We start from the raw sequence: 14,674 nt of genomic DNA, 5'->3' as shown, positions 1-14,674 counted from the left end.
AAGCTAGCGTGTAATCGCGCTGGCTACGCCTTTTGCCTGAGTCCATTGAATCCTCCTGAGGAAAGGTCAGAAGGTGTAAACCTTATTCAGGACGGGACACACGATAGATAAAAGGCACGGTAGTTACCGTGCCTTTTACGTTGGTGTCTGAGAAAATGCCGGCACTTTTATTGCGGATGCCGACATGACTGCCCTGAAGAACGACCGTTTCCTTCGCGCCCTGCTCAAGCAACCCGTAGACGTCACGCCAGTCTGGATGATGCGTCAGGCGGGCCGTTACCTGCCTGAATACCGCGCCAGCCGCGCGAGTGCAGGTGACTTCATGAGCCTGTGCAAGAACCCGCAGTTCGCCTGTGAAGTCACGTTGCAGCCGCTGGATCGCTACCCGCTGGATGCGGCGATTCTGTTTTCCGACATTCTGACCATCCCTGACGCCATGGGCCTGGGCCTGTACTTCGAGACTGGCGAAGGCCCGCGCTTCAAGAAAACCGTCAGCACGCTGGCTGACATCGAAGCGCTGCCGGTTCCGGATGCCCAGAAAGACCTGGGTTATGTAATGGACGCTGTCAGCACCATCCGTCGCGAGCTCAACGGGCGCGTTCCGCTGATCGGTTTCGCTGGCAGTCCTTGGACACTGGCGACCTACATGGTCGAAGGTGGCTCGTCGAAAGATTTCCGCAAGTCCAAGGCCATGCTCTACGACAACCCGCAAGCCATGCACCTGTTGCTGGACAAGCTGGCACAGTCGGTGACCTCGTACCTGAACGGTCAGATTCTGGCCGGTGCGCAAGCGGTACAGATCTTTGACAGCTGGGGCGGCAGCCTTTCCTCGGCGGCGTACCAGGAATTCTCCCTGGCTTACATGCGCGAGATCGTCAGCGGCCTGATCCGCGAAAACGACGGGCGCAAGGTGCCGGTCATCCTGTTCACCAAAGGTGGCGGTCTGTGGCTGGAAAGCATCGCCGACGCAGGCGCCGATACCCTGGGTCTGGACTGGACCTGCGACATCGGCCAGGCGCGCCAGCGTGTGGGTGACAAGGTTTCGCTGCAGGGCAACATGGACCCGACTGTGCTTTACGCTCGCCCGTCGGCCATCCGCCAGGAAGTCGCACGCATCCTGGCCAGTTACGGCAGCGGCAGCGGCCACGTTTTCAACCTCGGCCACGGCATCACACCTGAAGTCGACCCTGCCAACGCGGGCGCTTTCATCGAATCGGTGCACGAGCTGTCGGCTCAGTATCACCAGTAATGGTTGAGAGTTGCACATGAAAACGCCCGGTCGAAATGCCGGGCGTTTTTGTTCAGGCCTTTGTCAGAGGCTGCAGCTTCGCCAGCCGCAATGCTACGGCCAAGGCCATGAGCAGCAACACGCCGATGAAAAGCCCGATGCCGTTCCAGCCCGCGTAATGCCAGAAAAAACCGCCGCCGGTTCCGGCCACGCTTGAGCCTGCGTAATAGCAGAACAGGTAGAGCGATGCGGCCTGACCTCGTGCGACGGTTGCCCTGCGGCCAACCCAACTGCTAGCCACGGAATGCGCGCCGAAGAAGCCGAAGGTAAAGATCAGTACGCCTGCGATGACGACCGTCAATGGCGTGAAAAGCGTCATGCTCATGCCTACCAGCATCATGACGATTACCGCCCACAATACCCGCCGACGTCCCAGCCGATCAGCCAGCGAGCCGACTTTCGCAGAGCTGTAGATACCCGACAAGTACACTACCGAGAACACTCCGACCAAGGCCTGGCTCAGGTTGTAGGGTTCGCCCAGCAAGCGGTAGCCGATGTAATTGAACAGTGTGACAAAGGCGCCCATGACCAGAAAACCGGTCATGAACAGCAGCGGCAGGCCTGCATCGCGAAACTGCACGACGAAGCCATCCAGCAGGCTGCGGGGGTGCAATGATCGCGCCCGGAAGTTGCGAGATTCCGGGAGAATTCTCCAGAACACAGCCGCAGCGATCATCGCCAGCCCGCCCACCACCAGCATTGCTACGTGCCAGCTCACGTAGTCGATCATGACTCCGACGATCAACCTTCCGCTCATGCCGCCCACCGCGCTGCCGCCGATGTAGAGCCCCATTGCCAGGCCCAGATGCGTGGGATGTATTTCCTCACTGAGATATGTCATCGCCACGGCTGCCAGCCCGCTGAGTGACAAGCCCACCAATGCGCGGGTTATCAGCACGCCCTCCCAGCTCGGCATCAGTGCACTGGCGATGGTGAACAGCGATGCACAGAACAGCGCCAGTACCATGACCGATTTTCGCCCCAACCGGTCGGAGATTGGTCCCGTGATCAGCAGACCGATGGCGAGCATCGCGGTGGCGACTGAAAGGATCAGGCTGCTCTGTGCCGCAGTGATCGAGAACTCCCGAGACAGAGTCGGCATCATTGGCTGTACGCAGTACAGCAAGGTAAAGGTCGAAAACCCGCCTGCAAACAACGCCAATGACGTGCGCTTGAACAGTGGCGTGTTTTTTTCGATGTACGTGTCACCCAGCGGCACGGATGCCGCAACTGTCGAAGGTTGCGAATGGGAAGAAGATGGAGCGACGGCAGGGTTCACGTTGGACCTCGGAGCACGGCTGGGGAAGCAATGAAAAAATCATATAGCCCGCCAATCATTCCATCCAATATATTGTTCGACCTGTTTGATAGGTAAAACGACTTAATGGGAGCTCCATGGAATTGCGTCATCTGCGGTACTTCATCGCCGTCGCCGAAGAGCTGCATTTTGGCCGCGCCGCCCAGACTCTGGGGATTTCCCAACCGCCGTTGAGCCAGCAGATTCAGACACTGGAGCAAGAGCTGGGGACGCGTTTGTTCGAACGTACCAATCGGCGTGTCGAGCTGAGCGAATCCGGGCGTTTGTTTCTCGATGAGGCGCGCCTGGTGCTGGCGCAGGTCGACAAGGCAGCGGATGTGGCACGTCGTGCCCAACTGGGCGAGCTGGGTGAGTTGAAGATTGGCTTCACGTCGTCTGCGCCGTTCACCTCCAGCATTCCTCAGGCGATCTTCGCATTCCGCCAGAAATACCCTGACGTGCACCTGACCCTGACGGAAATCACCAGCCAGGAAGTTGCGGCAGGTCTGGAAGACAAAACCATACAAGTCGGCATCATGCGACCGCTGGCCCTGCCGGACTCGTTGGTGGTGCACGAATTGCTGAACGAGCCGCTGGTGGCGATCATGCGCGCCGACCATCCGTTGGCAGCGGGGAGCGAAGACGGGATTCACATGGCCGCGCTGGCTGCCGAGCCTTTCGTATTCTTTCCGCGCACCTACGGCAGCGGTATCTACGCCCAGGTTCTGAGCCTGGCGCGCGCGGCAGGGTTCAGCCCTTTGATTACACAGGAAGCGGGCGAAGTCATGACCATCATCGGCCTGGTGGCAGCCGGTCTGGGCGTGACGGTGTTGCCTGCCTCCTATCGAAGGATGCGGATCGACGACGTGGTTTATCGAAACCTGCTCGACCCTGGCGCAACCAGCGCGGTGTGGCTGGTACAGCGCCAGGACGAGCAATCACCCATGGCCAAGGCATTCTTCGACCTGATCACCGGAAGGCTGGGAGCGTGAAGATATCGGTACATTCGCTGGGGATGCATTGGCCTTGAATCAGCCTTCGCCAGCAAGCTGTCTCCTATCAGGGAGCCCAGCTTCAATTTGAAATCCAGCTCCGTTGCGGGGCATCTGTGGGAGTGAGTCGACCGGCTTTCCGTTTGCTGACGAAGGGGTCGGCATGTTCATTGAGTTTCGGCTCAATATCAAAGCAAAACCAGGATCAGAATCAAACTATCCAAGCCTCGCACGTCGAAAAACAAACAGCGCCTTTCTACCCCGATAGCCGCCACGCCGCAGAACGCGACGCAAGGTGCAGGCTGAGTTCTGGCGCTGATCCGGGGGGCAATCGGCAGGGATGCCGATTGAGCTGCACCGGGCCATGGATGGCCCGTTGCAGCGACCGCCGGATCAGTGTCGGGACGAAGGAATCCGCCGCAGGCGGACCCAACCGGAGCCTGGGGCTTTGCCCACTTTGGCCCCATCAAAGTGGGTCGCCGAGGGGCGAAAAGGTGACCTCAGTCGAGAGCGCATCCAGTTGAATCCACAGTCCCAAACGCCTAAAGCAAAAGCCATCCAAGCCTTGGAAAACTCCGATCCTGACGACGGTATACATATCCAGACGGGGTCTGCGCTGCCAAGAAAGGTTCCGTCCTGACGGCCGGGTCACTTTGTTTCGACAAAGTAACCAAACCATTTGCGCTGACGTCAGGCCCCGGCAAGCCGGGGTTCCCTCATGCAGACATCGTGGAAGGGGCCCGCGCCGACGGGCCATCCATGGCCCAACGGCGCTCTCTCGGCATCCCTGCCGATCGACCCCTTCCACGACGCCTGCATTCGGCCTTCCATACGCGCGATTGGCGTCGTCAATGAGATGGGGGGGTTGAAGATCAAGGGCAACGGCAACGCCGTGGTTAAGTTGATGTTGATGCGGTGTCTTCAAATCAGTCTTCGCGAGCAAGCGGAACGCCGCCCGGCTCTCTTCCATTGAGCACCTGATTTCAAGTTGAAATCCAGGTCTGTTGAAGTGCACCTGTGGAGTAAGCTTGCTGACGAAGAGGCCAGCATGTCACTGAAAATTCACAACAAGGATCAAGCAAATCCAAGCCACAGCGCACACAAAAACAAACAGCGCTTGTCTCCCACGATAGCTGCAACACCACCGAACGCGACGCAGGGTGCAGGCTGAGTTCTGGCGCTGATCCGGTGGGCAATCGGCATGGATGCCGATTGAGCTGCACCGGGCCATGGATGGCCCGTTGCAGCGACCGCCGGATCAGTGTCAGGAGGAAGGAATCCGCCGCAGGCGGACCCAACCGGAGCCTGGGGCTTTGCCCACTTTGGCCCCATCAAAGTGGGTCGCCGAGGGGCGAAAAGGTGACCAGAGTCGATCACACAGGTCGCTGAATCCACAGTTCAGAAGATGCAGCAACTACGCCTCCGGCCTTCGCCAGCAAGCTGTCTCCCAAGAAGAGCTCGGCTTCAATTTGAAATCCAGCTCCGTTGGGGTGCGTCTGTGGGAGTGAGTCGGCCGGATTTCCGTTTGCTGACGAAGAGACCCGCTAATCCTCCTTAGCCGGGCGGCCCTCAGCTCCATCTCTTGAAGATCAATGAGGTATTGACGCCACCAAACGCGAAATTGTTGTTCATGACGTATTCGTTATTCATACGCCTCGGTTCGCCAACGATGTAATCAAGGTCGCCGCATTCCGGATCAATATTGTCCAGGTTCAGGGTGTGGATGTAGCGGTCGTTATTGAGCATTTCGATGCAGAACCATGATTCGAGTGCGCCGCAGGCACCCAACGTGTGACCGAGGAAACTTTTCTGCGAACTGAGCGGCATGCGTGAGCCAAACAGGCTGCTGGTGGCGAGCGTTTCAGCAATGTCGCCCTGTTCTGTCGCGGTTCCGTGGCCGTTGACGTAGCCAATGGCTTCGGGCGACAGGTTGGCGTCCTCCAGTGCGAGCTCCATGGCACGGCGCATGGTGGCTTGCTCGGGGCGAGTGCTGTGAGCGCCGTCGGCATTGCTGCCGAAACCGACGATTTCGGCGTAAATGTGGGCACCGCGTGCCTGGGCATGCTCAAGCTCTTCGAGCACCAGCATGCCGCCGCCTTCACCGATCACCAGACCATCGCGGCCACTGTCGTAAGGACGGGGCGTGGTATGTGGCGCATCGTTTTTCAGGCTGGTGGCATAGAGTGCATCAAAGACCATCGCCTCGGTCGGACACAGTTCTTCGGCGCCGCCCGCCAGCATCAGCGGCAGGCGCCCGAACTTGATTGCCTCGTAGGCGTAGCCGATGCCCTGGCTACCGCTGGTGCACGCGCTGGATGTCGGGATCAGGCGTCCGGTCAGGCCGAAGAAGATGCTGATGTTGGCTGCGGTGGTGTGCGGCATCATGCGCACGTACGAATTGGCGTTGAGGCCTACCGCCACCGAATTGATCAGCATGTTGCCGAATGCCTTGATCTCATCCGTGCTGCCCGTGGACGAGCCGCACGCGGTGCCCATGCGGCCATCGCGGATAATCGGGTCGTTGAGCAGCCCGGCGTCGATCAATGCCTGTTCAGAAGCGCCTACTGCGAGTCTTGAAACACGGCCCATGCTGCGCAGCTGTTTGCGCGTCCAGTGCCCGGGCACTGCGAAGTCATCGATAGGACCGGCCAGCCGGGTGTTGAGCTCGGTAAAGCGATTCCACTCGTCCATGCGTCGAATGCCGCTGCGATTGGCGGTAAAGCTGGCATCGATGGTGGGCCAGTCGCTGCCTACCGAAGTAATGCCGGACATGCCGGTAACGACCACGCGCTTCATCAACAAAGCCCTCCATTGACGGCCAGCACCTGACGCGTGATATAGCTCGCTTCTGCCGACATGAGAAAATTCACCGCACCAGCGACTTCTTCAGGTGTGCCCATGCGTTGCGCTGGAATCATCTTCATCAGTTCTTCCACCGGTACATTTTCGTCCAGCATCGCGGTGTCGATCAGGCCCGGCGCCACACAGTTGACCGTAATTCTGCGCTTGCCCAGTTCGATGGCCAGCGCCTTGGCTGCGCCAATCAGGCCCGCTTTGGACGCGCTGTAATTGACCTGGCCGCGATTGCCGATCAGCCCCGAAACCGAGGTAATGCAGACGATGCGCCCCGCCGCACGGCGACGAATCATCGGCATCGTCAGCGGATGCAGCACGTTGTAGAAACCGTCGAGGTTGGTGCGCAGCACCTGATCCCAGTCGTCATCGCTCAATGCCGGGAAGGCGCCATCTCGGGTCAGACCTGCGTTGAGCACCACGCCGTAATAGGCGCCATGAGTCTCCACATCTTCTTCGAGAACGGTTTTGCAGGCCGCGCGGTCCGACACATCGAACTGCAGCACCCGTGCCTGCCGGCCCAGCGCAACGACTTCGGCCTGCACGGCTTCGGCTTCGCTGCGCCCGGTGCGACAATGCAGGATCAGGTCGTATCCGGCCTGGGCCAGACGCAATGCAATGGCGCGGCCGATGCCTCGGCTGGAGCCGGTGACCAGGATTGATTCAGTCATGCCGGGGCTCCTTCAGCCATGTATTCAGCAGTATTGGGTGGGCAATATACATTGAGGCGCGCGAAAGCTTTGATATTCGGACCGGTGAGGCTGCATTCGAACACGCCCATACCGCTGTCATCCTGCAGCGAGCGCACCGCATGGATGTTCAATTCGCTGCCTGCCGGGAAGTGCGCCACGTTGCACTCGAACTTGCGGCTGCCCAGCAGAAAGCCCAGCTTGACCGCTTCGTCCCTGGTACGAGCCTGACAACCCGCGTAGGCCGCGACGCTTTGCGCCATCAGCTCGATGCCCACCCAGGCTGGCAGGCTGCCATCGGGCTCGTTGAACAGGCCGTCGGCGCGTACGGTCAGGCAGGTCTGAATCTGTTCGTCGTCGAACGCCAGCACCCGGTCGATCAGGATCATGTCGCCAGCATGGGGAATCAGGTCGGCGAGCGGCCACTTGATCATGGTGCATCTCCGATAATCAGGCTGATGTTGTTACCACCAAAGGCAAAGGAATTGCTCATCAGGCAACGGGTGTCGGCGGGGGCAAGGCGTGTGTGTGAAGTGGTCCATTGCAGCGCCGGCAGCGACGGATCGATTTCGCCATCCCAAAGATGTGGCGGCAGGGCCTGCGCAACGTTCTGGGGCCCGAGGCTCAGCCAGCAAAACGCGGCTTCCAGCGCACCAGCGGCGCCGAGGGTATGGCCGCTGAGTGCCTTGGTTGAAGAACAGGGTACGCCATGAGGAAACACGTTCTGCACCGCCAGGCTTTCCATGGCGTCGTTGTGCAGCGTGGCGGTGCCGTGCAGATTCAAGTAGCCGATCTGCTCCGGATCGAGCCGGGCGTTGTTCAGAGCCTGTTGCATGGCGTCTCTTGCCCCGCGACCAGTGGGTTCGGGCGCGGAAATATGGTGTGCGTCGCAACTGGCACCCGCGCCAAGCAGGGCAATACGGTGATTGCCGCTGGCTTCGCGCGTCATGAGAAACAGCACCGCCGCTTCGCCGATGTTGATCCCGTTGCGGTTGCGGGAAAACGGGTTGCACAGCTGTGGCGACATGGCCTCCAGCGACGAAAAGCCGTTCAGTGTCAATTTGCACAGGCTGTCGACGCCGCCACACAGCACCGCATCGCACAGGCCCATGTCCAGTGCTCGCCGTGCGCTGAGCAGCGCTCTGGCGCTGGACGTGCAGGCGGTAGAAATCACATATGCAGGGCCGGTAAGTTGCAACCAGGCGGCCAGGAAGTTCGCGGGTGCGCCCAGTTCCTGCTGCTGATAATCGTAGTGCTCCGGGAAAGTCTGTTCGCGCAGCCAACTGACCATGCTGCTGCTGGCTTCATCGATGCCCGATGTGCTGGTGCCGATGATCACGCCGATGCGCGCAGGGCCGTAACGATCAATTGCCTGACGGATATCGTTTTCGATCTGCAAAGCTGCGGCCAGTAATAGCTGGTTATTGCGGCTGCCGTGGGAGCGCAGGGACGAGGGAATAGGCGGCAGTGCGCTTTTGACCGCGCCCACCGGCAAGGCGCGCTCTGGCACCCAGCCGCTTTCGACGACCATGCCTGAGCTGTCAGCGGCAAACAGTCTGCGCGACACCTCTTCACAGTCATTGCCCAAGGCACAGATCACGCCCAGCGCGTTGAGATAGGCAGTCATGGAGCGGTCTCACTGTTCAGCGGGGTTACGGTGTAACTCAGTCCATCCTTGAGGCGGAGGGTGAAAGCGTTGGCCGATTGATATTCGACCAGCCAGCGATCTTCCAGCCGGCGCTGCATGCCCTGGCGGTACGCAGTGGGGTAGCGACCATGCAGTTCGATGTCCGAGGTCATGGCAAACATCAGCGCAGCAAACAACTCACGGGCTTGCGGGTTGGGCGGCAGCAAGCCGTCGGCCTGCCACTGCCCGTCGACCAGACGCTGTCGGGCCTGTGGAATGCCCAGCGGGTCCATCATTGACCAGCGTAGCGCGGTGTCTTCGCGTTGAATGACCAGCAACCAGTCCAGACGTTGACCGGCCTGGTTGCGCACCACATGCAGTTGCATCGGCAATTGCATCGTCGGAGCGGTGGTTGGCAAGGGTGACTGGCTGGCGCAGCCGCTGAGCAACAGCAGGGCCAGCAACAGGGTGCGGATCATGAGGTGAGTCCTGGCATTGGCTTGCGGGCCACGACATTGACCAGTGTCTCGCGTCGTTGACCGAAAGGCCTGGGCTTGCGCAGCTTCAGGGCTTCGAGCAGACCGAAGTCTGTGGCGCGGCTCCACCACAGGTATGGATACGAGACATTGCGTGCATCAAATTCGAAACCCTGGTCGCGAATCATCTGCAGATATTGTTCAGCGCTTTTCTGCACATGCATCGGGTGGCGAAACAGCCAGCGAATGACCCAGGTGTCGATATAAGCCTCGGTGGATTCGGCGAATAGCAGGTAGCCGCCGGGTTTCAGGACTCTATAAAACTCTGCCAGCGCTTGTTCCTGCTCGACCAGGTGATGAAACGTCTGGTGGCAGAACAACAGATCCACGCTGGCGTCCGGCAATTGCAGCGCGGCGCAATCGCTACCGATCAACTCCACGTCGAGACCTTGCGCCATTGCCTCCTCGCGGCTTCGTGTCAGGCTGTCCGGGTCGGCGTCCACGCCCAGCAGCGTTGCTGGCGCGAATACGTGGGTCAGGTGTTTGAATGATTTGCCCTGACCACAACCGGCATCAAGCAGCACCGGTGCAGCAGGAGGCTGGCTGCTGAACAGGCTGCGCAGGTCGTTTATCGCGACGCGCAACACGCGGTATTGCCAGGTATGGCTGCGCAGGAACCACAGACCGAAGCGGGTTTCTTCGACGTAGTTCCCGCTCATAAACGGACCACTCATGAGCCGCCGTCCGCGCAGATTTCCGACAGCATGCGCAGGCGCCGTTTGGGTTCAGCGACAAACGGGTTGCGTTCATCCCAGGCGTATCCTGCGAGGATCGCGCTGATCATGCGTTTGATGTCCGGCGTGCCGTTGGGATAGAACAGCACGTTTTGCAGGGTGCCGTCGTACCAGCCCTCAACGTACGCCCGGAAGGTATTCACACCACGTTTAAGTGCCACTGAAAATTCGGTTTCCCAGTCGACCACTTCGCCCCGCAGTTGCCTGTTGAGCAAGCCTGCGGCCATGCTCGCTGAACGCATGGCGATGGTCACACCGGAGGAAAACACCGGATCGAGAAACTCTGCCGCATTGCCTAGCAGCGCATAGCCCTTGCCATGCAGGGCCTTGACGTTGGCTGAATAGCCACCGATGGTCCGCGCGGGAGTGTCCCAAACCGCGTGCTTGAGCACATTGGCCAGTTGTGGTGTTTCATCGACAAAAGCGCGCAGGCAGGCGTCAAGGTCGTCAGGTTTGTCTTCGAAACGCTCGGCTGACGCCACGACGCCCACCGAGCAACGGCCGTTGCTGAAAGGGATCGACCAGAACCATACGTCGCTGTGTTGCGGATGGATGCTGACCAGAATCTTCTGGCGATCGAAAGGTGGGCTTTCGATATGGTCTTCGACGTGAGTGAACACAGCCTTGCGAATCGGAAAACCCGACGGCGCTTCAAGGTCCAGCAGGCGCGGCAACACCCGCCCATAGCCGCTTGCGTCCAGCACGAAGCTGGCCTGAACGCTGTATTCGCTGCCGTCTTCACGGCGCACGCTCAGTATCGGCTGTGTACCGTCGAAGTCTGCATTGATGATTTCCTGTTGAAAGCGGATCTCGACGCCCTGCAGTTCAGCCTGATCGGCGAGCAATTTGTCGAACTCACTACGCTGAACCTGAAACGTCGTCGGTTTGCCATTACTGAAGGTGTCGCCAAAATCGAAGTCGCAATACTGCTCGCCTCTCGCAAAAGCGGCGCCGTTCTTCTCTTGGAAGCCGGCGGCTTTCACCGCGTCGAGCATGCCGGCTTCTTCAACGAAGTCCAGGCAGTGACAGAGCAGACTCTCGCCGATGGAAAAGCGCGGGAACAGCTGCCGTTCAATGATCAGAACGTCATGGCCCTGACGCTTGAGCAACGCGGCGGCGATCGACCCGGCAGGGCCGGCACCGATGACGATGACCTGACGTGTTTCCCTATCAATGATGGGCACAGGTATTCCTTTTCGGTTTGTCGAGAGCGGGAGAGGGCAACAGCGGCACACGGCCCATGCCGGTAAGGGCTGGCATGAGTGTCGCAAGCAGGCCCATCAGCATCAAGGCGAAGTACAGCGCCGGGCTGATGAGCTGCTGTTGCAGCAGCAGATTGAGGAAAACGATTTCGCTCAGACCACGGATATTCAACAGAACGCTTTCACGCCAGCGGCTGGCGCCGACAAAAGACGGCGGCGCCCAGCGCAGGCCGATCCAGTTGCCGAGCATCTTGCTGACGATGGGCATTACCACCAGCGCAACCAGTTGCAGCCAGCCCAGTTCGTCGATAGCGCTGTGCACATTGATCTGCACGATGCCGAAGGTCAGCAGCAGAGGAATGGCCAGGCGGGTCTGCAAGAGCTTGAGCCACACAGCATTCAGCGGCGGCACCCAGGCTTGCCCCAGGCGTGACATGCATAGCAGGTAGCCGATGCCGAAGATCAGGGCGTTGAGCCGGTAATGTTCGGCGACCACCAGCAGCACAAAAAACGTCACGCTGTAGAGCAGCGGCTGGCGCAGGCGCAACAGGTAGAACAGCAAAGGCACGCAGGCGCCAAGCAAGGGCAGCAACAGGCTGCTCAGGTGCAGGCTGCCTTGGGCGAGCGCGAACAGGCTCCAGCAGGTCAGGTCGATGAGGATCGCAGTCTGCACCAGGCGGCGGGTGGCGGCGGGCGGGTAATCGATGTGGTGCAAATACAGATACAGCACCGGAATCGCGGTGATCGCGAACACCAGTCCGACGGCCAGCGAGCTTATCCAGGCCTGACCCGGCAGTAACCAGACGGCGCAGGCCAGCCCCGCCAGGAAGGGGACGAGAAAACTTGGAATGGCGATTTTCAGGCTTTGCCGATCAAGCTTCACGTCGATCACTTCACTGAGTATCTGCCCCAGAACGATGGCAAAGGCCAAGCCATACAGGCTTTTCAGCCAGACCGGCGACACCAGTTGCACGCCTGTCAATTGCCAGTGGGGTTCGATCCAGAACAGCATCAGCAGCGGCAGGCCGAACGTTGCCAGCAATAACTGACTGACGATAGGGATCAGCCCCAGACGCTGGCCCACCCAGGTTGCCAGAGCAAACATGCTCAGCGCCATGATCCAGAACGTCAGCACCATCATGGGTGTGGCTCCGAGACGGGCGTATGTGCCTGCTGGTGTGGGCTGGCCCAGGGGGCAAGCAGAAAACTGAATGCCAGGCCGAGGCTGACCGACAGACCGAAATTGCTGATCGCCGGTGTACTGGATATCGCCAGTAGCCCGAACGACAGCCAGGTCGTGACGGCCGCCAGCAACGTACCCAGCAGGCTGACGGCGGCCCCGCCGATCTGTTCACGCATGAGAATCGCGTAGTCGACGCTGATGGCCGTGACCAGTAGCAGGCCGAACAGGCTGAACAGGGTCAGCGGCTGACCGAGCCAGCCCAGACTGGCCAGGCTGCACAATGCGGCCAGCAAGGGCAGGGCCACAATGCGCAGCGCGCCGTTGAGGCCGAACGGGACGATCAGCAACAGAACGATCAGCACGCATGACATCAGCTTCAGCTCCGCCGCACTGACTTGTGTGTGGGCGAACACCTGATTGAGTTCCCCAAGGCGATCCACCAATTGCACGCCTTCAAGCCCCGTGGCCTGCACGCGCAACAGTGCCGGGCTGTTGATGCCGCGCAAGCTCACGATACCGGCCACACCCTCTTCGGCGGTGCCAAGCCATAAAGTGCGCCAAGGCTCGCTGAGCGGCCCTTTGAGTGCCATTTCCATGTCTTGCGTCGGCAATGCCTGCAGCCGGGAGAGTTCGGCCTGGAGCGAGCTGGCCGGCACGCCGAGGTCAACGAGCGGCTGCCAGTACTGTGGCAGACGGGCCAATGCTTCGCGCGTGGCCTGCTGATCGGAAGGCGAGTCCAGTAGCTGATTGATCGCCATATAGCCTTGCAGCTTGTCCATGCTGACCAGTTGATCGAGCCGCTGCGTCAGTGCTGACTGGCGGTCCAGCAGTTGCTGCTGGTCCTTGCCGCGCACCAGAAAGAACTGGCTGGTCGGCTGGTAGCCAGTGATCCGGGCGATGGCCTGAGCTTCGTCGGTCAGGGCCTGAGGTGCAGCGACCCATTGGCGGATGTCGTTTTTGGTCGTCAATTGCCAGAGGCCCGCGCCACAGAATGCCAGCAACAGCATCAGCAGAACCGGCGTCTTGACCCGTTGCAGCAAGGCTGCGCGACAGTCGAGCAGCAGGTTTGCAAGCGTCAATGGCCACTGCGCGGGCCGGATCTCGACCTTGCTCAGCAGCGCAGGCAGCAGGCACACCGATGCCAGATAAGCACCCATCAAGCCAGCCGCCGAGAACACCGCGATTTGCGTCAGTGCCGGGAATGGTGTCCAGGCCAACGCCAGATAGCCGATGCAACTGGTGATCAGGCTCAGGCTCAGACCGGGCAAGGTCAGGCGCAGGGCGGGCCAACTGCGCCAGGGTTTCAGGCTCCAGCTTTTGGACAGGTAATGCAGCGGATAGTCCACCGCCACACCGATCAGGCTTGAGCCCAGCACCAGCGTCATGATATGCATGCTGCCAAAGAACGCCACGCAGGCCACGGCCCCGAACAGCATGCCCACCAGCACCGGAACAAAGGCCAGCAGCACGCTCCAGCGTCGGAACGCCAGCAACAGCAGCAACAGGATGCCCAGCGTCGCGCCGCCACCCACCCAGGTGATTTCCCGGCTGGCCTGTTTCTGGCCATCGGCTGCGTACAACAGGCCACTGGCTGCCAGCAGTTGGCCGCCCGCCTGCCGTGCCTGTTCGCGTGCGCCAGCCAGCAGGTCAGCGACCTGACCGGGCAAGTGCATGTCGAACGCGTCGGTACGGGTACGTGAACGCAGCAGCACCCAACTTTTGTCATCGGCCGTGGCGATCAAGGCACCGCTGGCAAGGTCCGGTTCGACCGAGCCCTGCCGCGGCAAACCATTTTGAATACGGACGGTCAGCCCCAGCCAGTCATCCTGACCGGGGACCAGACTGAACCCGGCGAAGGGATCGAACAGGGTCTGAACGCGCTGATCGATGAACGCTTTTGGGTCGTTGATCAGTTGTGCGCGATCTGCCGCTGGCAACATTGCGATTCGGCCTTGCAGCAATTGGGTGCGCAGGGCGGGGATATCGGCTTGCAAAGACCACTGGACCTTCTCGAACAGACCGCTGGCCTGCCATTGCCCGGCCAATTGGCGCGCAAGCTCCACTGCATGCTCACGGTCGGCGTGCCCCACCAGCACCAGCATTTCGCGGTTGAGCGGTTCCTGTATACGTTTTTCAGCGTTCAGCACCACTGCATCGGTGTTGGTGCCCGGCACCAGTTCCATGAGGTTGGCCGACAGCGGCGAGCGGTCGTGCCACTGCCAGCCAGCCAGCGCCAGAACGCCCGCCAGAATCAGCAGGAACAGGCGTGGCAG

Annotated in this window: 13 protein-coding genes; 3 read left to right on the top strand and 10 right to left on the bottom strand. The window is 60.4% G+C overall.

Features of this window, described 5'->3' with window-relative positions; translation table 11 throughout:
• The first annotated feature begins 184 nt into the window (after window positions 1-184).
• On the top strand, window positions 185-1,249 hold the full coding sequence (gene hemE, locus KDX37_RS15970) for a uroporphyrinogen decarboxylase (protein WP_231653649.1): 1,065 nt from the start codon (window positions 185-187) through the stop codon (window positions 1,247-1,249).
• Window positions 1,250-1,301: 52 nt separating this feature from the next.
• Here the strand turns inward: hemE and KDX37_RS15965 are convergent, their stop codons facing one another.
• The gene (locus tag KDX37_RS15965; RefSeq protein WP_231653648.1) at window positions 1,302-2,567 is read right to left on the bottom strand and encodes an MFS transporter; all 1,266 of its coding nucleotides are present in this window, start codon (window positions 2,565-2,567) and stop codon (window positions 1,302-1,304) included.
• Window positions 2,568-2,683: 116 nt separating this feature from the next.
• On the opposite strand from KDX37_RS15965, the gene KDX37_RS15960 reads away from it, so the two are divergent.
• Both KDX37_RS15960 and KDX37_RS15955 read left to right on the top strand, forming a co-directional pair.
• The gene (locus KDX37_RS15960) at window positions 2,684-3,577 is read left to right on the top strand and encodes a LysR family transcriptional regulator (RefSeq protein ID WP_231653647.1); all 894 of its coding nucleotides are present in this window, start codon (window positions 2,684-2,686) and stop codon (window positions 3,575-3,577) included.
• Window positions 3,578-4,295: 718 nt separating this feature from the next.
• A complete protein-coding gene (locus tag KDX37_RS15955; RefSeq protein WP_231653646.1) occupies window positions 4,296-4,550 on the top strand; it encodes a hypothetical protein in 255 nt (84 codons plus the stop codon).
• A gap of 596 nt (window positions 4,551-5,146) precedes the next feature.
• On the opposite strand, the gene KDX37_RS15950 is transcribed toward KDX37_RS15955, so the two are convergent.
• The 9 genes from KDX37_RS15950 to KDX37_RS15910 are packed head-to-tail and all read right to left on the bottom strand — an operon-like array spanning window position 5,147 to window position 14,674.
• On the bottom strand, window positions 5,147-6,373 hold the full coding sequence (locus tag KDX37_RS15950) for a beta-ketoacyl-ACP synthase (protein WP_231653645.1): 1,227 nt from the start codon (window positions 6,371-6,373) through the stop codon (window positions 5,147-5,149).
• A complete protein-coding gene (fabG, locus tag KDX37_RS15945; protein ID WP_231653644.1) occupies window positions 6,373-7,101 on the bottom strand; it encodes a 3-oxoacyl-ACP reductase FabG in 729 nt (242 codons plus the stop codon). The genes KDX37_RS15950 and fabG overlap by 1 nt, the downstream gene beginning before the upstream one ends.
• Window positions 7,098-7,553 carry a hotdog family protein gene (locus KDX37_RS15940; RefSeq protein WP_231653643.1) on the bottom strand — a complete coding sequence of 152 codons (456 nt, stop codon included), beginning with the start codon at window positions 7,551-7,553 and terminating at the stop codon, window positions 7,098-7,100. Before KDX37_RS15940 ends, fabG begins: the two co-directional genes overlap by 4 nt.
• Window positions 7,550-8,746, bottom strand: a complete 1,197-nt coding sequence (locus KDX37_RS15935) for a beta-ketoacyl-[acyl-carrier-protein] synthase family protein (RefSeq protein ID WP_231653642.1) — start codon at window positions 8,744-8,746, stop codon at window positions 7,550-7,552. Before KDX37_RS15935 ends, KDX37_RS15940 begins: the two co-directional genes overlap by 4 nt.
• Window positions 8,743-9,225, bottom strand: coding sequence for a hypothetical protein (locus tag KDX37_RS15930; RefSeq protein ID WP_231653641.1), 483 nt, complete (start codon window positions 9,223-9,225; stop codon window positions 8,743-8,745). Before KDX37_RS15930 ends, KDX37_RS15935 begins: the two co-directional genes overlap by 4 nt.
• Window positions 9,222-9,956 (bottom strand): class I SAM-dependent methyltransferase, encoded by a 735-nt coding sequence (locus tag KDX37_RS15925; RefSeq protein ID WP_231653640.1) that lies wholly within the window; start codon window positions 9,954-9,956, stop codon window positions 9,222-9,224. Before KDX37_RS15925 ends, KDX37_RS15930 begins: the two co-directional genes overlap by 4 nt.
• Window positions 9,953-11,200 carry an NAD(P)/FAD-dependent oxidoreductase gene (locus KDX37_RS15920; RefSeq protein WP_231653639.1) on the bottom strand — a complete coding sequence of 416 codons (1,248 nt, stop codon included), beginning with the start codon at window positions 11,198-11,200 and terminating at the stop codon, window positions 9,953-9,955. Before KDX37_RS15920 ends, KDX37_RS15925 begins: the two co-directional genes overlap by 4 nt.
• The gene (locus KDX37_RS15915; RefSeq protein ID WP_231653638.1) at window positions 11,187-12,359 is read right to left on the bottom strand and encodes a cation:proton antiporter; all 1,173 of its coding nucleotides are present in this window, start codon (window positions 12,357-12,359) and stop codon (window positions 11,187-11,189) included. The genes KDX37_RS15920 and KDX37_RS15915 overlap by 14 nt, the downstream gene beginning before the upstream one ends.
• Window positions 12,356-14,674: an MMPL family transporter gene (locus tag KDX37_RS15910; protein ID WP_231653653.1), complete on the bottom strand. Its 2,319-nt coding sequence runs from the start codon at window positions 14,672-14,674 to the stop codon at window positions 12,356-12,358. The genes KDX37_RS15915 and KDX37_RS15910 overlap by 4 nt, the downstream gene beginning before the upstream one ends.

Source organism: Pseudomonas californiensis, assembly GCF_021147775.1.
Lineage (GTDB): Bacteria > Pseudomonadota > Gammaproteobacteria > Pseudomonadales > Pseudomonadaceae > Aquipseudomonas > Aquipseudomonas californiensis.
Note: the sequence above shows the minus strand (reverse complement) of the source record. Positions and strands in the feature narration are given on the sequence as shown.

What these genes read in the sequence shown, in the direction of transcription:
- KDX37_RS15935 (WP_231653642.1), bottom strand. Translation starts at nt 8,746, where the DNA reads ATGACTGCCTATCTCAACGCGCTGGGCGTGATCTGTGCCTTGGGCAAT.
- KDX37_RS15915 (WP_231653638.1), bottom strand. Translation starts at nt 12,359, where the DNA reads ATGATGGTGCTGACGTTCTGGATCATGGCGCTGAGCATGTTTGCTCTG.
- KDX37_RS15940 (WP_231653643.1), bottom strand. Translation starts at nt 7,553, where the DNA reads ATGATCAAGTGGCCGCTCGCCGACCTGATTCCCCATGCTGGCGACATG.
- KDX37_RS15950 (WP_231653645.1), bottom strand. Translation starts at nt 6,373, where the DNA reads ATGAAGCGCGTGGTCGTTACCGGCATGTCCGGCATTACTTCGGTAGGC.
- KDX37_RS15925 (WP_231653640.1), bottom strand. Translation starts at nt 9,956, where the DNA reads ATGAGTGGTCCGTTTATGAGCGGGAACTACGTCGAAGAAACCCGCTTC.
- KDX37_RS15955 (WP_231653646.1), top strand. Translation starts at nt 4,296, where the DNA reads ATGCAGACATCGTGGAAGGGGCCCGCGCCGACGGGCCATCCATGGCCC.
- KDX37_RS15930 (WP_231653641.1), bottom strand. Translation starts at nt 9,225, where the DNA reads ATGATCCGCACCCTGTTGCTGGCCCTGCTGTTGCTCAGCGGCTGCGCC.
- hemE (WP_231653649.1), top strand. Translation starts at nt 185, where the DNA reads ATGACTGCCCTGAAGAACGACCGTTTCCTTCGCGCCCTGCTCAAGCAA.
- fabG (WP_231653644.1), bottom strand. Translation starts at nt 7,101, where the DNA reads ATGACTGAATCAATCCTGGTCACCGGCTCCAGCCGAGGCATCGGCCGC.
- KDX37_RS15960 (WP_231653647.1), top strand. Translation starts at nt 2,684, where the DNA reads ATGGAATTGCGTCATCTGCGGTACTTCATCGCCGTCGCCGAAGAGCTG.